The following is a 19,331-nucleotide window of genomic DNA, read 5'->3' as shown; positions in this document are numbered from 1 at the left end:
CAATGGACCCATGCCGACTTGGGAAGACGTCGTACGCCTGGCCTCGGGACTCCCCGAGGCCGAGGCGTCGACCTGGTACCGCACGCCCGCGCTGAAGGTGGCGGGCAAGGGGTTCGCGCGGCTGCGCACCGAGGCCGAGGGCGGCCTGGTCGTGATGTGCGGGCTCGACGAGAAGGCCGCGTTGCTGGAGTCCGGCGACGCGGCCTTCTTCACGACCCCGCACTACGACGGCCACGGCTCGATCATCGTCGACCTGGAGAAGGTCGACGTCGATCAGCTGCGCGAGCTGCTCGAAGAGGCGTGGCGGATGAAGGCGCCGCCCCGGCTCACCAGGTGAGTTCGCCCTTGAGCATGCTCATGAGGATCATGTCGTGGCGTTCGCCGTTCAGGCCGACGAAGGACTCGCGGTGCCGGCCCTCCTCGACGAACCCGACCTTCCGGTAGACGTGCCGGGCGACGTCGTTCTCGGCGACGACCCAGAGCGTGATCTGGTGCAGGCGCATGTTGTCGAAGCCGTAGCGGCACATCAGGCGCAGTGCTTCGGTGCCGTAGCCGCCGCCCTGGCGGTATTCGGCGTCGCCGATGTAGATGTCCAGGTAGGCCTCGCCGACCTCGGGCTCGGCGTCACGCAGGTCGACGACGCCGATGAGCTTCCGCTCGGCCTTGGCCTCGATGCCGAGGACGACCTTGTCGTACGTGTTGACCGCGCGCTCTTCGCAGCGCTTGCGCACCTGGGCGAGGGAAAGCGGGTGACCGTTCTCCATCCAGCGGCCGACCTCGGGGTCGGTCACGAACCCGTGGATCCGCTCGGCGTCCTCCGGTTCGAGCGCGCGCAGCCGGACGAGCTCCCCCTCGAGCAGCATTTCTCCCCCTAGTCCCGCTTCAGCAGCAGGAAGTCGTGGACGTTCAGCAGGCCGAGGAACTGGCGCACGGGCGTCGGCATCGCTCGGCGCGACTCATCATGCACGAGCTGGGGCGAGTGCACGCGGTAATTTTTCCGCTGGGTGATGATGGTGCAACTCTCCGCGGCCAGCACGTTCTTCACCCAGTCGGTGTCGGGACCGTAGGTGAGCGCGACGACGAATCCGTCGTCACTGCGGAAGACGTTCAGCGGCGTGCGGTACTCCTTGCCGGATTTCCGTCCTTTGTGGACGAGCAGGCCGAAACCCGGCGCCCAGTTCACGAAGTACTTGTTGATCCGGTTGGTCACCACGCGGTTGAAGCGGGCGAGTCCCTTGGGCAGCACCATGACCCCCACAATATCAACGCACGATGAATTAATCGAGCGGTGACCCCGGCTCCGGCCGCCGGATCGCCCGATGGTGGGATATGGCGCATGTCGACCGAATGGCCGCTGCGCCAGGACCCGGAAGGGCCGGTCATCATCGCGCTGGCCCTGGTGAACGACCCGGACGCGCTGGGCTTCGTCGTGCTGGACGACGAGGACGACTGGTTCATCAGCGACGGCACCGAGCTGTCCGACGACGTGCTGGTCAACCGCGAGAGCTTCCGGAAGATGTCGCTGCGCGAAGCCGTCGAACTGCTGCCGCAGCTGACCGCTCTCGCCGGTATGCCGACGGGCATGGCCGCGGACTGGGACCCCGAGCGCCGCACGTGGCTGCTGTCGTCGGTGACCGGTTCCGACGACGAGGACGAGGACATCCGCCTGCTGACCCAGCGTCGCGAGGCTTGGGAGTTCGAGGGCTCGCCGGACGACGAGGCCCAGATCAGCAGCGGCCTGACGGAGATCCCGACGGGCCCGCAGCAGCCGGTCCGCGCGGTCCGCCAGGTGGTCCGCGAGCAGGACGGCACGTGGCTGTTCGTCGGCTTCGAGGTCCCCGAGGCGGAGGACTTCGAGGTCGAGGGCCTGGAGCTGGAGCACGTCGCGGGCCTGTACCCGGACATCCGCACGGTGCTGAAGGCCGCGCCCGGCCAGGTGTACGACCGCGCGACCCCGGACTCCGAGTGGGAGCTCGTCGAGGGCTGAAGTTTTTCCGGCGCGGTTGTCCCGGAGACGTCCGCGCCGTTCGTCCTTACAGTGAGAGCCGGCGATCGGCGCCGGTCAGGACCTGTGAGGAGCAGTCATGCCCCAGTACGCCGCCATCATCTACGCCTCCGACATCGACCCGACCAAGCCCGAGGCCGCGGACATGATGAAGGACTACAACGAGTTCCACGACGGCGCCCAGGCCGTCATCCGCGGCGGCGCGGCGCTGTACCCGACGGCGACCGCCACGACGGTGCGCGTCACCGGCGGCAAGGGCGGCGACCTCGTCACCAGCGACGGCCCGTACGCCGAGACGAAGGAAGCCCTGACCGGCTTCTACCTGATCGAGTGCGCCGACCTCGACGAAGCCGTCAAGGTCGCCTCGCGCATCCCGGGTGCCTGGGACGGCGCGATCGAGGTCCGGCCGGTCGTCGACTTCGGCCAGTGACCCACGCCGGGGACGCGGTCGCGCGGCTGGTCCGGGACGAGGGCACCCGGGTACTGGCCACGCTGGTCCGCGTCACCGGCAGCGTCGACCGGGCCGAGGACGCGGTCCAGGACGCCGTCGTGCGCGCGCTCGAGACGTGGCCGCGCGACGGCGTCCCGGACAACCCGCGCGGCTGGCTCCTGGTGGCGGCCCGCCGCCGCGCGGTCGACGTCGTCCGCCGCGAAGCGAAGCGGCTCGGGAAGGAGGCGGACGCGATGCCGGCCGTCGACCCGCACCCGGACCCGGTCTCCGTCCGCGACGACCTGCTCCGGCTGGTCTTCACGTGCTGCCACCCGGCGTTGTCGCTGGACGCGCAGGTGGCTTTGGCGCTTCGCACGTTGGGCGGCTTGTCGACCGCGGAGGTGGCGCGCGCCCTGCTCCTCCCCGAGGCGACGATGGCGAAGCGCTTGACGCGGGCGAAGCAGAAGATCGCCCAGGCGCGGATCCCGTACCGGGTGCCGCCCGCCGAAGAGCTGCCTTCGCGGCTGGCCGGCGTCGCGTCGACGGTGTACTTGATCTTCAACGAGGGCTACACGGGTCGCGAGTCGCTCCTGGTCGAGGGAGTCCGCTTGGCCCGGTTGCTGGTGTCGCTGATGCCGGACGAGCCGACGGCGCTGGGGTTGCTGGCGCTGGTGCTGCTGCAGGACGCCCGCCGCGCGGCCAGGTTTTCCGGCGGGGTGCCGGTGCTGCTGGCCGACCAGGACCGTTCGGCGTGGGACTTCGCGCTGATCAAGGAGGGCGTCGAGCTGGTGGGGACGGGGTTGCGCCGGACGCCGTCGACGCCGAATCCGTACGTCGTCCAGGCGGCGATCGCGGCGTGCCACGACCTGGCGCCGTCGTATTCGGAAACGAACTGGGACGCGGTGATCTCCTGGTACGACGTGCTGTTGTCGATCCAGGACATGGCGGTGGTGCGCCTGAACCGCGCGGCGGCGGTGGCGGAAAGGGACGGACCGGCGGCGGGGCTGGCTTTGGTGGACGCGCTGCCGGGTCTGGACGACTACCCGTGGTGGCACGCGTCCCGGGCGGAGTTGTTGCACCGCTTGGGTTCGCCGGCGGCTTCCGAGGCTTTGGAGCGCGCGGAGGAAACCGGTCTGCCCGCCGCCCACGCGGCGCACCTGCGCCGTCGGTTGAGTCCACAGTAGACTCACTGGCCGGTGGGTGTTTTCCTTACCGGCCGGTGAAAAACCGGGGTCTTGACCGTGGTCCGGACGGGCGCGTTCGATGAACGGACGTCCTACCCGAGGAGGTCAACCATGGCCGAACACCAGAACGCCACACTCATCCGCCGGGGCTACGAGGCGTTTTCCGCGGGCGATGTCGCCGCGCTGTCGGAGCTCCTCGCCCCGGACGCCGTGCAGCACATGCCCGGCCACAACAAGTTCTCCGGCGACCACAAAGGCCGCGACGCGATCCTCGCGATGTACGGGCAGCTCGCCGAGAGAAGCGGCGGAACGCTGCGAGTGGAACTGGAAGAGGTCTACGCGAACGACGAGGAAGTAATCACGGTCTACCACTCGACCGGCACCCGCGACGGCAAACAGCTGGACACCCGCCACGCACTGGTCTTCCGCATGCGCGACGGCAAGGCCACGGAACTGACGGACGTTTCGAGCGACGAGGCCGCCGACGACAATTTCTGGGCCTGAAAGAAATGCGAAAAGCCCCGGATTCGCATCCGGGGCTTTTCGGTGAGAGCGGATGACGGGAATCGAACCCGCGTATTCAGCTTGGGAAGCTGATGTTCTACCATTGAACTACATCCGCAGTGCGTCGCCAGCATACACGGCGCCGTGATCCCCATGTCCAGACCCCTCCCTCCTTGACTCCTCCGCCTCAAGTGACAACACTTGTTGTCGACCTCGGAGGTGAGCGCCATGGATGAGCCCGAGCTCTTTCGGCAAGGTGGGTTCCGGCTGGCTCAGCGGCTGTTCATCGACGGGGACATCCGGGGCGACGAGCGGCAGGTCGCGCGCATCCGGGAGTTCGCGCAGGTTCAGGACCAGCGGGCCGACGACGTCGTCGCGTGGATGGCGCGGCAGCCCAAAGGGGAAGGGCGGCGGCTCTTCGAAGAGGCGCTGCGCGACCGCGCCGCCGCGGAAGGGCCGCTCAAGGACTTCTTCGACGAGGTTGACGCCAAGCCCTACTGGGTCGACGATGACCGGCTCGACCGCGGTGCCAAAGCCATCACCCGGGCCGGGCTGCTCGGGCTCTTCCCACTTGGCGACATGTCGCTGATGGGTGGTTACCTCGCCTCGCGCGCCACGAAATCCCTGGTCGGGACCGGGGAGATCGAATACCAGGCCACGCGGCGGCTCGTCGAGACCGCCGCCTGGTGGATCGACGTCACCACCCCCGGCGCCCTCAAGCACGGCGAAAAGGGCTACGCCTCCGCTCTTCGGATCCGGCTCGTGCACGCCCACGTGCGCGCCGCGATGAACCGGCGGGACGACTGGGACTACGAAGCCTGGGACCGGCCCGTCAACCAGGTGCAGACCGCCGGCACCCTGCTGCTCTTCTCCCTCGTCTACGTCTTCGGCACGCAGCTGCTCGGCCTGCGCTACTCCGCGCGCGAACGCGGCGACATCCTGCACCTCTGGCGGTACATCGGCTGGCTCATGGGCGTCGACGACGAGCTGCTCCCCACCTCCGAAGAGGACGCCTGGCGCCTGCTCTGGCTGCTCGCCGCCACCGAGTTCATCCCGGACGCCGACTCGAAGCGGCTCGCGAAGGCGCTCATCGAGGCCAACGCCGCCGTCGGTGAGGGGCGCGGCGCCGTCGGGAAGGTGCTGTCGCACGTCTCCGTCGCCGTGCATTCGTCGATCAGCCGGCTCGTGCTCGGGAAGACCAACGCCGACTTCCTTGGGCTGCCGAACGATCCCGTCGCGCAGGCCGCGATCGTCGCCGTCGCCGGGGTGAACTTCGCCGCCGAGACCGTGCGGCGGTTCATCCCCGGCGCCACCGCGCTGCAGGAGCGGATCGGCGAGGCCGGGCGCCGCGGGTACGCGAAGCGGCTCGAGAAGATCTTCGCGCCCGACACGTCCTACGCGCAGCACATGCGGGTCGCCTGACTCCACCGGATAGGCTGCCGGGCGTGCTGCTCAGTGACCGTGACCTCCGCAAAGAGCTCGACGCCGGCCGGCTCGGCATCGACCCCTTCGATGCCGGCATGGTCCAGCCGTCGAGCATCGACGTCCGGCTCGACCGGTTCTTCCGGGTTTTCGACAACAGCAAGTACACCCACATCGACCCGCAGCTGCAGCAGGACGAGCTGACCTCGCTCGTCGAGAAGGAGGGCGACGAGCCCTTCGTGCTGCACCCGGGCGAGTTCGTCCTCGGCTCGACGTTCGAGCTCGTCACCCTGGCCGACGACCTCGCCGGCCGCCTCGAGGGCAAGTCGTCGCTCGGCCGCCTCGGGCTGCTGACGCACTCGACCGCCGGCTTCATCGACCCGGGCTTCTCCGGGCACATCACGCTCGAGCTGTCGAACGTCGCCAACCTGCCGATCACGCTCTGGCCGGGCATGAAGATCGGCCAGCTCTGCATCTTCCGGCTCTCCAGCTCGGCCGAGTTCCCGTACGGCTCGAGCGAGGCCGGGTCCCGCTACCAGGGGCAGCGCGGCCCGACCCCGAGCCGGGCGTACAAGAACTTCCACCGCGTCGACACCTGGCGCTAAGCGGCCGCGATCTTCTCGTCCCAGTCGATGTGGTGGTCCCACATGAAGGCGTTCGGGTCCTCGTCGAACGGCTTCGCGAACGCTCGCTTGATGAAGAAGTCGCGGACGACGCGTCCGACCGGGCCGATCACCTTCTGCTCGCCGTTGCGCTTCCCGGTCGCGACCACGGCCTCGACGCGCTCGCGCCGCAGACGCTCGTAGGTGGCGAGCGCCTGCTCGACGTCCGGCACGTCACGCAGGCACTTGCCCAGCGTGACGGCGTCTTCGATGGCCATCGACGCGCCCTGGCCCGCCGCCGGTGACGTCGCGTGCGCCGCGTCGCCGATGATCACCATGCGGCCGCGGTGCCAGACCGGGACCGACGGGAAGTCGTACGTCGGCCACGCCGGGTAGACCTCGCGGGTCGCGCGGATGATCTCCGTCGCCGGCGTCCGGTCGGGTGCTACCAGGTGCAGCAGTTCGGCGCGCAGCTTCTCGCCGGCCAGCGTCGCCAGCTCGGACGCGGTCGGCTCGGACTTGCGCGCCGGGTTCGCGAACCACCAGACGCGGCCGTCCGGGCTGACGACGTGGCAGAAGAACACCCGCTTGCCGAACACCATGTTCAGCACGCCGGGCTCGTCCGGCAGGGAAAGGCCTTCGGCGAACCCGCCGGTGTTGAGCAGCGGCACGTACCGCGGCGCCGGCGCGTCCGGGTCGATGATCGTGCGGACGCGCGACCGGAGCCCGTCGGCGCCGATCAGCAGGTCGCCGGTTTCGTGGGAGCCGTCCGCGAACTCGGCTCTGACCTGGCCGGACGTCTGGCTCGCGCCGATCAGGCGTTTGCCGTATTCGGCGTGGATCCCGCGGCGGGCGGCCTCGTCGCGCAGGGCGACGTAGAGGTCCGAGCGCAGGACGGTCTGGCTCACCGTGCCGTCCGGCAGCGTGCCGCCCAGGGAGAACTCGGCCAGCCGCGTGCCGTTGCCGAGCCCGATCGACATGCGCGGCGAGTCGAAGCCCGCACCCTTGACGACGTCCTTGAGGCCCAGCGGCAGCAGGGCGTCCAGGCCGTTCACCGCCAGCGTGAGGAACGCGCCGACGCCCTCGGCGCCGCGGTCGTACGCCTCGAACAGCACCGGTTCGTGCCCGGCTTCGTGCAGGGCGATGGCCGTGATCGTGCCCGCGATGCCGCCCCCGATGATCAGCGCCTTGGTCATGTCGTTCGTCCCCTCGAATCTCTTAGAAACTAATTCGTTCTGTCGAACTAAAGAGTGGGCTAGGCTGGCGGCTGTGTCAAGCGAACGTGCGCAGCTGGTCGAAGAAGTCCTGTTCAGGTCGCGGGAGCTGTCGACCGAGACGGTCATGTTCCACACCGCGATCGCCGAGACGCGCGGGCTCTCCGCGGTCGACACCAAGGTCCTCGACTACCTCGCGCGGTTCGGGCCACAGACGCCGAAGGACCTCGTGCGGCTGTCCGGGCTGGCGCCCGCGTCGGTGACCGCGATGATCGACCGGCTGGAGCGCAAGGGCATCGTCGGCCGCCGCCCGCACCCCGACGACCGCCGCCGCGTCCTCATCGCGCTCGACGAGCAGGCCATCGCCAGCGGCGTGCACCTGTGGGACCACCTGGTCAAGCGCATGTACGAGCTGTGCGACCGCTACACCGACGACGAACTCCGCACGGTGATCGGCTTCGTCGAGGCGGCCACGGAGATCACCCACGAGTCCACGGCGAAGCTCACCGGCGCCACGGACGGGTGAGAACCGGCGCGTAAACCCCTCTTCCGTGCCAGGCTCCGAAAGGTCGTCCCGGCCCCCGGAGGTAGCGAGGAATGCGGTTGCCCGATAGGCCGCTTCGCTTGGTTCTCGTTCTGGCAATGATCATTTCGGTCTCGGCGCTGACGCCGTCGGCCGGCGCGGCGGGCGGTCCACCGTTCGCGGTGGGCTACGACGACGTCGTCTACGGCGACTTCCTGTACGCGGGCAACGGCGTCCTCCGCTGCCCGCTCGCCGCCGACCACGCGCCGACCGCCGGCCCGGTCGACACGCCCGCGGCCTGCGCCAACACCGCGGACCGCAAGGACACACTGGTCAACGACGACTTCTTCATGCAGTGGGCGGACGTCGACGCCGACCCCGGCACGTTCGACTCGGCGAGCGCGTCCGTCCGCATCCCGCCCGGCGCCCGGATCGTCTTCGCCCGGCTGAACTGGGCGGGCAACACGACCGGCAAGACGTGCGGGTTTCGCGAGGGCATCCCCGCGATCCCGCCGCCCGGGAACCCCGCCACGCAGAACGTCCGGCTTTCGGTGGGCAGCGCGAAACCCGTCGACGTCGCCCCGGCCGCGTTCGCCGAAGACGGCCCGTACTACTCCGCGCACGCCGACGTGACCAGCCGGTTCGCGGGCGCGCCGACCGGCGCCCCGCTCGACGTGACCGTCGGCAACGTCTGGGCCCCCAAGGGTTTCGACTGCGTCGGCGGCTGGTCGATCGCCCTGGTCTACGCCTACCCGGAACGCAACCCGGACTTCGCGCCGAACAAGCGCAAGGTCGTCGTCGACGACGGGCACGTCCGCCAGGACGTCGGCGCCCCGACCGAAACGACGATCACCGGCTTCCGTGCGGCGGCCGCCGACGCGCACATCGGCGTCACCGCCTACGACGGCGACTGGGGCGGCTCCGGCGACCAGTTCCTGATCGACGGCACCCCGGCCGCCGAGCCCGCGACCGGCGGGACGTCGAACTTCTTCATCTCCAACGCGGACAACGCCGCCGCGCCGGGCGTGAAGAACAACTTCAGCGTGGACGCCAAGTCGTTCAACGTCGACACCGTCCCCGCCGGCGCGACGAGCACGAAGCTCGGTTTCGTCACCAGCGGCGACACCTACCTCGCGCAGAACCTCGCGTTCTCCGTGCCGGTGCCCGAACTCCAGGTCGCCCTCCGTTCCGCGCGGCCGAAGGCGCACGCCAGCGAGCCGCTGACGTTCGCCGTCGCCGTGACCAACCCGGGCAGCGTCCCGGCGACCGGGGTGCAAGCCACCGACGAGGCCGTTCCCGCCTGCGCCAAGGCACTCGGCACGCTCGCCCCGCACCAGACCGTCACCTACGACTGCACCGGCCCGGCGCCGGGCGACGACTTCACCAACACCGTGAAGGCGACCGGCACGAGCACGCTCGGCGACGCGCTCGACGGCACCGCGTCCGCGGCCGTCGACGTCGTGCACCCGGCTTTGGGCATGACGAAGACAGCCGACAAGCTCGCCTACCGCGCCGGCGACACCGCGACCTTCACGATCAAGGTCACGAACACCGGCGACACCGGGCTTTCCGGCCTGCGGGTCACCGACCCGAAGGCGCCGGCGTGCGCCCTCGCCGGGGCGCTCGCTCCCGGCGAGAGCCGGACGACGACGTGCGCGGTCAAGGCCCCGATCGCCGACGGCGTCAACACCGCGACCGCGACCGCCACCGACGAGCTCGGCAAGCAGGTCACGGCCACCGCGGACGCACCCGCTCCGACGATCTCCCCTGCCCTCCAGGTCACCAAGACCGCGGACCCGCCGGTGATCCACGCGGGCGACGCCGTCACGTTCTCCATCGCGGTCAAGAACACCGGCGACAGCCCGCTCGCGCCGGTGCGGGTCACCGACGACACGACGACGTCGTGCTCGCGCACGTTCGACCGCCTGGCCCCGGGCGCGACGCAGACGTACACGTGCACGGCGAACCCGTCCACGACGAAGACGTCGCAGGTCACCGCCACCGGCACCGACTCGTCGGGGCAGCCGGTGGCCGCCACCGCGTCGGCGACCGTCACGGTGATCACGCCGGCCCTGACGCTCACGAAGGACGCGTCACCGGCCGTCGTGCGCGCCGGCGACCCGGTCACGTTCACGATCACGGTCGCCAACGCCGGCGACGCGCCGCTGACCGACGTCGCCGTCACCGACGACCGCACCCCGGCGTGCACCAAGGTGATCGGCGCGCTGCCGCCGCAGGGCAGGCAGACGTACACCTGCACGGCGCCGGCCCCGCCGGACGACTTCACCAACACGGCCGCCGCGTCGGGGAAGGACCAGCTCGGCCGCACGGTGAAGGTCACCGGCGACGCCGTCGTCGACGTGATCCACCCGGCGGTGGCGCTCACCGCGCAGGCTTCGCCCGCCGCCGTCCGCGAAGGCGACCTGGTGACGTGGACGATCACCACGTCGAACACCGGCGACGTGCCGCTGACCGGCGTGGCGGTCACGGACGACCAGGTCGCGGCCTGCGCGAAGCCGCTCGGAACGATGCCGCCGCAGGGCAAGCAGACGTACACGTGCACGACACGCGCGGGCGCCACCGGCCTCACGAACAAGCCGACGGTGACAGGTGTCGACCCGACCGCCCGTCCGGTGACGGCGACCGCGGAAGCCGCGTTCGTGGTGCAGCACCCGTCCGTGGCGATCACCGCGCAGGTGACGGGCGGGCCGTTCCGCGAAGGCGACGCGGTGCCGCTGCGCATCACGGTGCACAACACGGGCGACGCGCCGCTGACCGGCTTGCGCGTCACGGACTCGGCGACACCGGCCCCGGTCGCCCCACGAGCCACCGGACCGCAGGCCCGAGCCACGGGGTGCGCCCAGGTCTTCGACGGCGCCCTCGAGCCCGGCGCCACCAAGTCCTTCGGCTGCACGTTGACCGCGCCGGCCGACGACGTCACCGCCAAGATCCAGGTCACCGCCACCGCACCGGTCGGCCCGCCGCTCACGGCGGAAGGCACCGCCGCGGTCGACGTGATCCACCCGGCCGTCGCGATCACCCGGTCCGTCGATCCGAAGACCGTCCGCCCCGGCGACCCCGTCACCTCGGCGATCACCGTCACCAACACCGGCGACAGCGTGCTGCACGACGTCTCCGTGGCCGACCCGGGCGCACCGGCATGCGCCAAATCCCTGGGTTCACTCGAACCGCGAGCCACGCAGAACTACAGCTGCACTCAAGCCGCCGGCGAAGCCGACTTCACCGCCGTCGCGGAAGTCACCGGTACCGACGCCACGAACCGTCCCGTGACCGCCACCGCCGGGGAACCGGTCCATGTCATCCACCCGGCGATCACCATCACGAACGACGCGACGCCCGCGCGGGTCCGGCAAGGCGACACCGTCACGTTCACCCTCGTCGTCACGAACACCGGCGACGTCCCCCTGACCGCAGTGTCCATTGCGGACAGTCGCACTCCGGCGTGCGCTCAGACCATCGGCACCCTCCCTCCCGGCGCTCTCCAGCACCACTCCTGCACGGTAAACGCCGGCACCGACAATTTCGTGAGCTCCGCCACCGCGAACGGCACCGATCCGACGAACCGCCAGGTCAGCGCCACGGACGACGCGGCCTACACCGTCATCCACCCCGCGCTGAACGTCACGCAGGAGATCCACGGCGGCCCCTTCCGCCCCGGCGACACCGTGCCCCGCACGATCACCGTCGCGAACACCGGCGACGTCCCGCTGACCGACGTCAAGGCCGACCCGTGTGCGAAGACCTTCGACCGCCTCGAAGCCAAGCAAGTCCAGAAGTACGACTGCGCCACGACCGCACCGCAGGAAGACGCCGTGAGCACCGCGAAAGCCACGGCCGTCGCTCCGATCGGCCCGCCCGTCGAAGCCGAGGACAGCGACGAGCTCGACGTCATCCACCCGGCCGTGAAGATCACCGAAGAAGCGAAGCCCGGCACGGTCCGCGCAGGCGACGACGTCACCTTCACGGTCACCGTCGCGAACACCGGCGACGTCCCGCTGACCAGCGTGTCCGTGGCCGGCAAGGAGCCGTGCGCGAAGAAGTTCGCCACTTTGGCGGCCGGGGAAAAGCAGATCTACACCTGCACCCGAAAAGCGCCGGACGACGACTTCGCGGAAACCGCCGAAGTGACCGGAATGGACCCGACCAATCGCTCGGTGCAATCGACGGCGGAGGCGAAAGTCGACGTCGTCCACCCCGAGATCGCCTTGATGAAGGACGCGACGCCGTACGAAGTCCGCGAAGGCGCGACGGTCACGTTCTCGATCCTGGTCAAGAACACCGGCGATGTCCCGCTCACCGCCGTGTCCGTCGTGGACGACCACACGACGTCGTGTGCGCATACCGCGGCGAACCTGGCGGTGGACGCCGAAATCACCTACACCTGTACGACGATCGCGGGGAAACAGGGCTTCACGAGCACGGCGACCGTCGCCGGCCAGGACCCGACGCGCCGCCCGGTGACGGCGTCCGGCGACGCGACCTTCGTCGTGCGAAGCGGCTGAACGGAGTAACGCCTGAGCGTCCGATTGCCGCGAAATTCGTGTCGGTCGTCGAATGCCGGGCCGGGGAATGTGACCAGTGCGTTCGTAGGGTTCTCGCTGTAATCGTTCCGTGATACGTTCTCGCGCCGTGTCCCCCATTGGTGAACGTGGTCGCGTGGTGATGGTGTCACTCAGTGTGCTGCTCGGCGTTTTCTCCGCCGCGACAGGCACCTGGATGGCCACCGCGGAAGGAAACACGGCCGAACTCGGCGCCGCGGCGCTGGTGCTGCCCGACGCGCCGGCCGGCTCCGGCGGTGGCAGCGGCACCGATCTCGCGGGTGGCAAGGCCCCGGCGCCGAAGCAGGCCACGACCGAAGCGCCCGCGCCGACGACGACGACGTCCAGCGAAGCCCCGGCGCCGACCACGTCCGAAGCGCCGCCGCCGCCGACCACGTCGGAAGCCGCCCCGCCGCCGACCACCAAGGCCGCGGCCCGCGTCGCGCAGTCGACCACCGCGCAGGTCATCTCCCTGGTCAACGACCAGCGTGCGCAGGCCGGCTGCAAGCCGCTGACCGAGGAGTCGCACCTCACCACGGCGGCCCAGGACTACAGCGACGACATGTCGGCCCGGAACTTCTTCTCCCACACCAACCCCGAGGGCGTGACGTTCGACCAGCGCATCAAGATCGCCGGCTACTCGCAGCCGGGCGCGGAGAACATCGCGAAAGGACAGACGTCCGCGGCTCAGGTCATGGACGCCTGGATGAACTCCGAGGGCCACCGCGCGAACATCCTGAACTGCTCGCTGACGAAGATCGGCGTCGGGTTCACCAAGGCGGGCAACTACTGGGTCCAGGACTTCGGGTACTGAGCCGCTACTGGCCCGGGTTGTTCCACCGCTCCGCGATCTCGCCGTAGCGGGCCAGCACCGTCGCGCGCAGGTCCGGGTCCGTCCGCGGCACGGGTTCGATGAACACCTCGGTGACGTCGTTGAACGCCGAGATCAGCTCGCCCGCGAGCCGGACGCACGTGCGCTCGAGGTCACCGGCGCTGAGGGAGTCGTCGAAGTCGACGCGGGTGCAGACGAGGACCTGGTCGGTGCCCATCAGCATCGTCTGCAGGTCCACGACGGCCTCGATCTCCGGCGCGGCGGACAGGTGGTCGCGGACGCCGCGGACGATCTCCGGGTTGGCCTGGCGGCCGATGAGCAGGCCGCGGTTCGTCCGCCCGAGCAGGTAGGCGACGCAGGCGAGCAGCACGCCGATGACGATCGACGCGACGCCGTCCCACACCTCCGAGCCGGTGAGCTGGTGCAGCCCGATGCCCGCGAACGCCACCAGCAGGCCGATCAGGGCGGCGGAGTCCTCGAACAGGACGGTCTTCGGGGCCGGGTCGTCGATCAGCCGCAGGTAGGCCCAGAACGACCGGTTTTCGGCCTTCGACTCACGCAGCGTCTGGCGCACCGCCTGCACCCACGACGTGCCTTCGAGCAGGAAGGCCCCCGCCAGCACGAGGTAGCTGAGGATCGACGTGCTCTGCGCCTCGCCGTGGCCGAACAGCGTCGCGACGCCTTCGTAGAGCGCGAACATCGAGCCCGACGCGAAGATCGACACGGCGGCCAGCAGCGACCAGAAGTAGCGCTCCTTGCCGTAGCCGAAGGGGTGCACGCGGTCGGCGGGCCGGTCGGACCGCTTCAACGCCGTCAGCAGCAGGGCCTCGGTGAACGTGTCGGCGACCGAGTGCGCCGCTTCGGACAGCATCGCGCCGGAGCCGGTGATGATGCCCGCGATCAGCTTCATGATGGCGATCGCCAGGTTGACGCCGCCGGCCAGCAGGACGGTCAGCGTGCTTTCCCCACCGGAGTTCCCGTTTTCCTCGGTCACCTGGTGAGCGTAATGCTCAGAGGCGGCGCAGGCCGTGCAGCACGCGTTCCATGAGCGCCACCGCCGGGCGGCCTTCGGTGTTCACGCGCGTGTCGTGGATGGTGACCAGACCCTGCTCGGCCATGTCGTCGAGCAGCACCCGGGCGACGCCGAGGGGGACGCTGAGCCGGGCCGCGACCTCGGCGACCGAGCGCGGGTGGTGGCACAGCGAACGCACCGAACGGAACTCGCCGGTCAGCCGGGCGCCGTTCCAGTGCGCGCCGGCGCGGGTCGAGACGAGGGCCTCGATCGCCAGGTGCCGCCGCGACTGCGTGCGGCCGCGCGTCAGGACGTACGGACGGACGAGCGTCCGCTGGGTGGGAAGCTGGCCGACCGGCTCCATGCGGTACTCACTGACGGGCGGAATATCGCGGAGGGCGTGCCGGCCGGTGGTTTCCCCGAACCCGGTTGCCGTGGTCCGCAGGTCCTCGCCCATCCGCGCTGCCCCCTGATTCCGTGATCGTCGAAGTGGCCTCGCTGGCAGCGGTGGCGGCGAGGAAAGCCCAGCTTACGCCGGGTGGAGGGGCTTTTGGCCAAGGTTTGTTTCTGCCCTGATGGGCCATTGCGGTGAATATTGTGAACGTTATTCGTGTAATCGATTTCCGTGTTTCACGTAATGAGAACGGCCCCGGTCAGGAACTCCTGACCGGGGCCGTGCGTTTTTACGGCTTCTGTCACTCCTCCGCGAGCGACGGCGCTCCGAGGGCGATCGGCTTCGGTTCCGGCTTGCGCTTGACCGACTCGAGCAGCATCTGCGCGACGTCGACGATCTCGACCTTTTCACTCGCGGTGCCGTCGGCCTGACGTGCGGTGAGGCCGTCGTTCAGCATCACCTTGCAGAACGGGCAGCCGGTCGCGATCTTCGACGGCGCGGTGCCGAGCGCCTCGTCGACGCGCTCGACGTTGATCCGCTTGCCGATCTTCTCTTCCATCCACATCCGCGCGCCACCGGCACCGCAGCACATCGACTTGTCGCCGTGCCGCGGCATCTCGCGCAGCTGCGCGCCAGTCGCGCCGACGAGCTCGCGTGGCGCCTCGTAGACCTTGTTGTGGCGGCCGAGGTAGCACGGGTCGTGGTAGGTGACGTCCTCGGCGACCGGCGCCACCGGCACCAGCTGCTTCTCGCGAACCAGGCGGTTCAGCAGCTGCGTGTGGTGCACGACGTCGAACTGGCCGCCCAGCTCCGGGTACTCGTTGGCGAGGGTGTTGAAGCAGTGCGCGCAGGTCACGACGACCTTGCGGGCCTTGCGCTCGCGGCCCTCGAACACCGAGTTCAGCACCTCGACGTTCTGCTGCGCCAGCATCTGGAACAGGAACTCGTTGCCCGCACGGCGCGCCGGGTCACCGGTGCAGGACTCCTCCGAGCCCAGCACCTTGTACTTGACGTCGGCCATGTGCAGCAGCTCCGCGACCGCCCGAGTCGTCTTCTTCGCGCGGTCCTCGAACGCGCCGGCGCAGCCGACCCAGAACAGGTACTCGGCGTCGCCCATGTCGCCGTCGAACACCGGGACCTCGAAGTCCAGGTCCTCGGTCCAGGCCAGCCGGTCCTTGGCGTTCTGGCCCCACGGGTTGCCCTTGTTCTCCAGGTTCTTGAACATGCCGTTCAGCTCGCTGGGGAACGACGACTCGATCATCACCTGGTAGCGGCGCATGTCCACGATGTGGTCGACGTGCTCGATGTCGACCGGGCACTGCTCGACGCACGCGCCGCAGCTGGTGCACGACCAGAGGACGTCGGGGTCGATGACGCCGCCGTCGTCCCCGATCAGGGCCTTCTGCGACTCGGCGATCGCGAGGACGTCGATCCCGGCGTACATGTTGTCGCCGGACAGACCCACCTCGTCGCCCGCCATGTCGCGCTTGCCGCCGGCCATCAGGTACGGCGCCTTCGCGTAGGCGTGGTCACGCAGCTGCGTGATGACCAGCTTCGGCGAGAGCGGCTTGCCCGTGTTCCACGCGGGGCACTGCTCCTGGCAGCGGCCGCACTCGGTGCACGTCGAGAAGTCCAGCCAGCCCTTCCAGCTGAAGTCCTCGATCTTGCCGACGCCGAAGGTGTCCTCGTCCGGGTCGGCTTCCTCGAGGTCGAGGACCTTGCCGCCGCTCATCATCGGCTTGAGCGCGCCCAGGGCGACGCCGCCGTCGGCCTCGCGCTTGAAGTAGATGTTGAAGAACGCGCTGAAGCGGTGCCAGGCGATGCCCATGGTCATCGTGCGCGCGACGACGATCAGCCAGACCGTCGCGCTCATCAGCTTGACGAACGCGAACACCGTGACCAGGTTCGGGCTGGCCGGCAGCAGCTCGCCGATCGGGTTGGAGACGAAGGCAGCCCAGGTCGGCGTCTCGTGCGCGCCGAGGGCGGCCTTCGCGGCGCGGACGCCGATGATGCCGATGCCCTCGATCAGGACGACGGCCTCGATGAAGTACGCCCACTTGAAGTTGGAGCCCTGGAAGCGGCTCTGGCGGTCGGCGCGGCGCGGGTGGTTGCGCTGGCGGATCGCCATCAGCACCAGGATGCCGACGATCGTGCCGAGCCCGAGCAGCTCCATGAGCAGCTGGAACGGCGGGAAGTCGTCGAGGATCGGCCAGCCCCACGTCGGGACGAAGACCTCGCCGTAGGCCTCGAACAGGGCCAGCGAGCCGAGCAGGAAGCCCCACATCACGAGCCAGTGCGCCGGCCCGACGCTGCGCTTGCGGTTCATCCGCGTGTGCGCGGCGAACTCCTTGATCAGCGTCTTCATGCGCGGCATGAAGGGGCCGTTGCGCGTCGAGTCGGGCTGCCCGAGGCGGATCACCCGCACGAAACGGGCGATCGTCGCGGCGAACATGCCCCAGGCGACGAGGCCGAGCACGACGGAGATCCCGCCGAGCGTCAGTTGCAGAGCGCCCATCGTTCGGGTGCCTTTCGTCCGGATGCTTCAGTGATCGAAGCAGTGGTGGTGCCGGGAGACTAACCTTCCTTACTGATGAGTAACCCGTTGAGTGGCCCTAAGTCCCACCGATGTGGTGTACGTCGCTCTTTGTTTCGGGACGATCGTTCAGGTAGTTTTCACCCTATGGGTGCGTACCTCGTCCTCGCGTTGGCGATCGCCGCCGAGGTCTCCGCGACGGTCTCGCTGAAGCTCTCCGAGGGCTTCTCCAAGGTCGGGCCGTCGATCGTGGTGGTGGCGGGGTACGCCGTCGCGTTCGTGGCGCTGTCGTACGTGCTGAAGATGGGCTTGCCGATCGGTGTCGCGTACGCGATCTGGGCCGCGGCGGGCGTCGCCCTGGTGGCGATCATCGGGGTGGTGTTCCTGAAGGAGCCGGTCAACGCGGCGATGATCGCCGGGCTGGCGCTGGTCATCGGCGGCGTTGTGCTGATCGAAATCGGGAGTGCTTCGACGTGAAACTGCAGGTCGACGGCCGCAAGGCCCGCGGCGACAAGCGGCGCGCGGAGATCATCGAGGCGACGCTGCGGGTGATCGAGCGCGACGGCGTCGCGGGCGTCACCCACCGGACGGTCGCGACCGAGGCCGGCGTGCCGACGACGTCCACGACGTACCACTTCTCCTCGCTGGACGACCTGCTGGTCGCGACGCTCATCTCGTGCGCCCGCGACATGGCGACCGAGGTCTACTGGATGATCGACCGGGCCCGGTCACGCGGTTCGCGCGGAGCCGAGGAGGTCGCGGGCCTGCTGGCGGAGGCGCTGGGGCCGCGGCGCGGGCGGACGATGGCCGAGTACGAGCTGTACCTCCTGGCGGCGCGCAAGCCCGAGCTGCGCCCGGCCGCACGTCGCTGGCTGGACGTCCTGACGTCGATGGTCCGCCACGACGACGAAGTGGCGTTCCGGGTGTTCCTCGCGGGCATCGACGGCCTGCTCATCCAGGGCCTGATCGACGACGAGCCGCCGTCCGCGGACGAGCTGCGTCCGGTGGTGGACTACCTGCTGAAACCGCGTTGAAACACGCCGGCTCTAGCGTCGGCGCATGACGACGAAGCAGGAAGCCGCCGAAGCCGTTCTCGCCGCCAAGACTCGCCTCGGGCTCAGCTGGGCCCAGCTCGCCGAGACCCTCGACGCCCCGCTCGCGTGGACGACGTCCGCGCTGCTCGGCCAGCACCCCGTGCCGGCCGAATTGGCCGCGAAGGCCGCGCAGGTCCTGGAGCTGAACACCGACGCCGAAGCCGCTTTGCGGCTGCAGCCCACGCGCGGCGCCCTCGACGACGTGGTCCCCACCGATCCGACGATCTACCGCTTCTACGAGGTCCTGCAGGTCTACGGGCCGACGATCAAGGAGCTCATCCACGAGCAGTTCGGCGACGGGATCATGAGCGCGATCAACTTCAAGCTCGACGTCTCGCGGCGCGAAGACCCGGGAGGCGAGCGCGTCGTCGTCACCATGGACGGGAAGTTCCTCAAATATCAGTGGGGCTGATCGAGCAGCCTGGGTTAGCTTCCGGGCATGCGGACTTTCGGTGAGTACGAGCTGGACGACGATCGCGCGCGGCTGGACCTCGACGTGGTGTGGAAGTTCTTGTCGACCGAGGCCTACTGGGGTCGTTGGCGGACGCGCGCGCAGGTCGAGGCCGCGATCGACGGGTCGTGGCGGGTCATCGGCGCCTACCGCGGTGACGAGCAGGTCGGCTTCGCCCGTGCGTTCTCCGACGGGGTGTCTTCGGCGTACCTGGCCGACGTGTTCGTCGTCGACTCCGCGCGCGGTACCGGTCTCGGCAAGGAGATCGTGCGGGAGATGATCGACAACGGTCCCGGCGCCGGCTTCCGCTGGATGCTCCACACCGCCGACGCGCACGGGCTGTACCGGCAGTTCGGCTTCGGCGAGCACACCAAGGGCCGCTACCTGGAACGCGAGGGCGTCAACGCGGAGTCGCTGCGCTGAGCTTCAGGAAGGCGTCCCACGATCGGGTGGAGATTTCGAGCGTTCCGCCCGGGCGGTCCTTGGTGTCACGGATCCGCACCACCTGAGCGAGCGCCACTTCCACGCATTCGGCTTCCGGCCCGCTGTAGCTCGACTTCCGCCAGGTCACG

General features: G+C 69.5%; 21 protein-coding genes and 1 tRNA gene. 14 read left to right on the top strand and 8 right to left on the bottom strand.

What is annotated here, in order from left to right; all coding sequences use genetic code 11:
- Positions 1 to 10: 10 nt before the first annotated feature.
- A complete protein-coding gene (locus tag ACIRSS_RS20795) occupies positions 11 to 337 on the top strand; it encodes an MmcQ/YjbR family DNA-binding protein (RefSeq protein WP_400897070.1) in 327 nt (108 codons plus the stop codon).
- Here the strand turns inward: ACIRSS_RS20795 and ACIRSS_RS20790 are convergent.
- Together ACIRSS_RS20790 and ACIRSS_RS20785 are read right to left on the bottom strand one after the other, a co-directional pair.
- A complete protein-coding gene (locus ACIRSS_RS20790) occupies positions 327 to 863 on the bottom strand; it encodes a GNAT family N-acetyltransferase (protein WP_400897068.1) in 537 nt (178 codons plus the stop codon). The two genes, ACIRSS_RS20795 and ACIRSS_RS20790, sit on opposite strands and share 11 nt — an antisense overlap.
- 8 nt (positions 864 to 871) lie before the next feature.
- A complete protein-coding gene (locus ACIRSS_RS20785; protein ID WP_400897066.1) occupies positions 872 to 1,249 on the bottom strand; it encodes a nitroreductase family deazaflavin-dependent oxidoreductase in 378 nt (125 codons plus the stop codon).
- An 87-nt stretch (positions 1,250 to 1,336) separates the two neighbouring features.
- Here ACIRSS_RS20785 and ACIRSS_RS20780 point away from each other — a divergent pair, with 87 nt between their 5' ends.
- From ACIRSS_RS20780 to ACIRSS_RS20765, 4 genes are all read left to right on the top strand, one after another.
- Positions 1,337 to 1,987 (top strand): hypothetical protein, encoded by a 651-nt coding sequence (locus ACIRSS_RS20780; RefSeq protein WP_400897064.1) that lies wholly within the window; start codon positions 1,337 to 1,339, stop codon positions 1,985 to 1,987.
- A gap of 97 nt (positions 1,988 to 2,084) precedes the next feature.
- Complete coding sequence (locus ACIRSS_RS20775; protein ID WP_400897062.1) at positions 2,085 to 2,435, top strand: YciI family protein; 351 nt, start codon at positions 2,085 to 2,087, stop codon at positions 2,433 to 2,435.
- Positions 2,432 to 3,619 (top strand): RNA polymerase sigma factor, encoded by a 1,188-nt coding sequence (locus tag ACIRSS_RS20770; RefSeq protein WP_400897060.1) that lies wholly within the window; start codon positions 2,432 to 2,434, stop codon positions 3,617 to 3,619. Before ACIRSS_RS20775 ends, ACIRSS_RS20770 begins: the two co-directional genes overlap by 4 nt.
- Positions 3,620 to 3,730: 111 nt before the next feature.
- Positions 3,731 to 4,123, top strand: coding sequence for a nuclear transport factor 2 family protein (locus ACIRSS_RS20765; RefSeq protein WP_400897058.1), 393 nt, complete (start codon positions 3,731 to 3,733; stop codon positions 4,121 to 4,123).
- Positions 4,124 to 4,170: 47 nt separating this feature from the next.
- Here ACIRSS_RS20765 and ACIRSS_RS20760 read toward each other — a convergent pair.
- Positions 4,171 to 4,241, bottom strand: a tRNA-Gly gene (locus ACIRSS_RS20760).
- Positions 4,242 to 4,351: 110 nt separating this feature from the next.
- Here ACIRSS_RS20760 and ACIRSS_RS20755 point away from each other — a divergent pair.
- Positions 4,352 to 5,545, top strand: coding sequence for an oxygenase MpaB family protein (locus ACIRSS_RS20755; protein ID WP_400897056.1), 1,194 nt, complete (start codon positions 4,352 to 4,354; stop codon positions 5,543 to 5,545).
- A 23-nt stretch (positions 5,546 to 5,568) separates the two neighbouring features.
- Positions 5,569 to 6,150, top strand: a complete 582-nt coding sequence (gene dcd / locus ACIRSS_RS20750) for a dCTP deaminase (RefSeq protein ID WP_086671086.1) — start codon at positions 5,569 to 5,571, stop codon at positions 6,148 to 6,150.
- Here the strand turns inward: dcd and ACIRSS_RS20745 are convergent.
- Positions 6,147 to 7,343, bottom strand: a complete 1,197-nt coding sequence (locus tag ACIRSS_RS20745) for an FAD-dependent oxidoreductase (protein WP_400897054.1) — start codon at positions 7,341 to 7,343, stop codon at positions 6,147 to 6,149. The genes dcd and ACIRSS_RS20745 overlap by 4 nt on opposite strands.
- A 73-nt stretch (positions 7,344 to 7,416) precedes the next feature.
- Here ACIRSS_RS20745 and ACIRSS_RS20740 point away from each other — a divergent pair, with 73 nt between their 5' ends.
- The 3 genes from ACIRSS_RS20740 (at position 7,417) to ACIRSS_RS20730 (ending at position 13,257) form a co-directional block, all read left to right on the top strand.
- Positions 7,417 to 7,887, top strand: a complete 471-nt coding sequence (locus ACIRSS_RS20740; protein ID WP_400897052.1) for a MarR family winged helix-turn-helix transcriptional regulator — start codon at positions 7,417 to 7,419, stop codon at positions 7,885 to 7,887.
- A 116-nt stretch (positions 7,888 to 8,003) separates the two neighbouring features.
- Positions 8,004 to 12,407 carry a hypothetical protein gene (locus ACIRSS_RS20735; protein WP_400897050.1) on the top strand — a complete coding sequence of 1,468 codons (4,404 nt, stop codon included), beginning with the start codon at positions 8,004 to 8,006 and terminating at the stop codon, positions 12,405 to 12,407.
- 154 nt (positions 12,408 to 12,561) lie between these two features.
- Complete coding sequence (locus tag ACIRSS_RS20730) at positions 12,562 to 13,257, top strand: CAP domain-containing protein (protein WP_400897048.1); 696 nt, start codon at positions 12,562 to 12,564, stop codon at positions 13,255 to 13,257.
- A 4-nt stretch (positions 13,258 to 13,261) separates the two neighbouring features.
- Here the strand turns inward: ACIRSS_RS20730 and ACIRSS_RS20725 are convergent, their stop codons facing one another.
- The 3 genes from ACIRSS_RS20725 to ACIRSS_RS20715 form a co-directional block, all read right to left on the bottom strand.
- On the bottom strand, positions 13,262 to 14,269 hold the full coding sequence (locus ACIRSS_RS20725; RefSeq protein WP_400897046.1) for a cation diffusion facilitator family transporter: 1,008 nt from the start codon (positions 14,267 to 14,269) through the stop codon (positions 13,262 to 13,264).
- A 16-nt stretch (positions 14,270 to 14,285) separates the two neighbouring features.
- Entirely contained in the window at positions 14,286 to 14,744 is a 459-nt protein-coding gene (locus ACIRSS_RS20720) for a DUF742 domain-containing protein (protein WP_400897044.1), read from the bottom strand.
- Between the two features lie 238 nt (positions 14,745 to 14,982).
- On the bottom strand, positions 14,983 to 17,196 hold the full coding sequence (locus ACIRSS_RS20715) for a (Fe-S)-binding protein (RefSeq protein WP_400897042.1): 2,214 nt from the start codon (positions 17,194 to 17,196) through the stop codon (positions 14,983 to 14,985).
- Positions 17,197 to 17,361: 165 nt separating this feature from the next.
- On the opposite strand from ACIRSS_RS20715, the gene ACIRSS_RS20710 reads away from it, so the two are divergent.
- From ACIRSS_RS20710 to ACIRSS_RS20695, 4 genes are read left to right on the top strand one after another with little or no spacing between them, the layout of a single operon-like run.
- Positions 17,362 to 17,691 carry a DMT family transporter gene (locus ACIRSS_RS20710; RefSeq protein WP_400897040.1) on the top strand — a complete coding sequence of 110 codons (330 nt, stop codon included), beginning with the start codon at positions 17,362 to 17,364 and terminating at the stop codon, positions 17,689 to 17,691.
- On the top strand, positions 17,688 to 18,248 hold the full coding sequence (locus ACIRSS_RS20705) for a TetR/AcrR family transcriptional regulator (protein WP_400897038.1): 561 nt from the start codon (positions 17,688 to 17,690) through the stop codon (positions 18,246 to 18,248). The genes ACIRSS_RS20710 and ACIRSS_RS20705 overlap by 4 nt, the downstream gene beginning before the upstream one ends.
- 25 nt (positions 18,249 to 18,273) lie before the next feature.
- Positions 18,274 to 18,720 (top strand): cyanase, encoded by a 447-nt coding sequence (cynS, locus tag ACIRSS_RS20700; protein ID WP_155548134.1) that lies wholly within the window; start codon positions 18,274 to 18,276, stop codon positions 18,718 to 18,720.
- Positions 18,721 to 18,747: 27 nt separating this feature from the next.
- Positions 18,748 to 19,182 (top strand): GNAT family N-acetyltransferase, encoded by a 435-nt coding sequence (locus ACIRSS_RS20695; protein ID WP_400897036.1) that lies wholly within the window; start codon positions 18,748 to 18,750, stop codon positions 19,180 to 19,182.
- Here ACIRSS_RS20695 and ACIRSS_RS20690 read toward each other — a convergent pair.
- Positions 19,160 to 19,330 carry a DUF397 domain-containing protein gene (locus ACIRSS_RS20690; RefSeq protein WP_400897034.1) on the bottom strand — a complete coding sequence of 57 codons (171 nt, stop codon included), beginning with the start codon at positions 19,328 to 19,330 and terminating at the stop codon, positions 19,160 to 19,162. The two genes, ACIRSS_RS20695 and ACIRSS_RS20690, sit on opposite strands and share 23 nt — an antisense overlap.
- Between the last annotated feature and the right edge of the window lies 1 nt (position 19,331).

Origin of the sequence: Amycolatopsis sp. NPDC101161, from assembly GCF_044768185.1 — a bacterium.
GTDB lineage: Bacteria > Actinomycetota > Actinomycetes > Mycobacteriales > Pseudonocardiaceae > Amycolatopsis.
This window is presented reverse-complemented; position numbering and strand designations above follow the sequence as displayed.

Bases quoted from the DNA above. Each gene is read 5' to 3' on its own strand.
- ACIRSS_RS20790 (WP_400897068.1), bottom strand. From the start codon at position 863: ATGCTGCTCGAGGGGGAGCTCGTCCGGCTGCGCGCGCTCGAACCGGAG.
- ACIRSS_RS20720 (WP_400897044.1), bottom strand. From the start codon at position 14,744: ATGGGCGAGGACCTGCGGACCACGGCAACCGGGTTCGGGGAAACCACC.
- ACIRSS_RS20775 (WP_400897062.1), top strand. From the start codon at position 2,085: ATGCCCCAGTACGCCGCCATCATCTACGCCTCCGACATCGACCCGACC.
- ACIRSS_RS20710 (WP_400897040.1), top strand. From the start codon at position 17,362: ATGGGTGCGTACCTCGTCCTCGCGTTGGCGATCGCCGCCGAGGTCTCC.
- ACIRSS_RS20695 (WP_400897036.1), top strand. From the start codon at position 18,748: ATGCGGACTTTCGGTGAGTACGAGCTGGACGACGATCGCGCGCGGCTG.
- ACIRSS_RS20735 (WP_400897050.1), top strand. From the start codon at position 8,004: ATGATCATTTCGGTCTCGGCGCTGACGCCGTCGGCCGGCGCGGCGGGC.
- ACIRSS_RS20785 (WP_400897066.1), bottom strand. From the start codon at position 1,249: ATGGTGCTGCCCAAGGGACTCGCCCGCTTCAACCGCGTGGTGACCAAC.
- cynS (WP_155548134.1), top strand. From the start codon at position 18,274: ATGACGACGAAGCAGGAAGCCGCCGAAGCCGTTCTCGCCGCCAAGACT.
- ACIRSS_RS20765 (WP_400897058.1), top strand. From the start codon at position 3,731: ATGGCCGAACACCAGAACGCCACACTCATCCGCCGGGGCTACGAGGCG.
- ACIRSS_RS20755 (WP_400897056.1), top strand. From the start codon at position 4,352: ATGGATGAGCCCGAGCTCTTTCGGCAAGGTGGGTTCCGGCTGGCTCAG.
- ACIRSS_RS20795 (WP_400897070.1), top strand. From the start codon at position 11: ATGCCGACTTGGGAAGACGTCGTACGCCTGGCCTCGGGACTCCCCGAG.
- ACIRSS_RS20715 (WP_400897042.1), bottom strand. From the start codon at position 17,196: ATGGGCGCTCTGCAACTGACGCTCGGCGGGATCTCCGTCGTGCTCGGC.
- ACIRSS_RS20745 (WP_400897054.1), bottom strand. From the start codon at position 7,343: ATGACCAAGGCGCTGATCATCGGGGGCGGCATCGCGGGCACGATCACG.
- ACIRSS_RS20780 (WP_400897064.1), top strand. From the start codon at position 1,337: ATGTCGACCGAATGGCCGCTGCGCCAGGACCCGGAAGGGCCGGTCATC.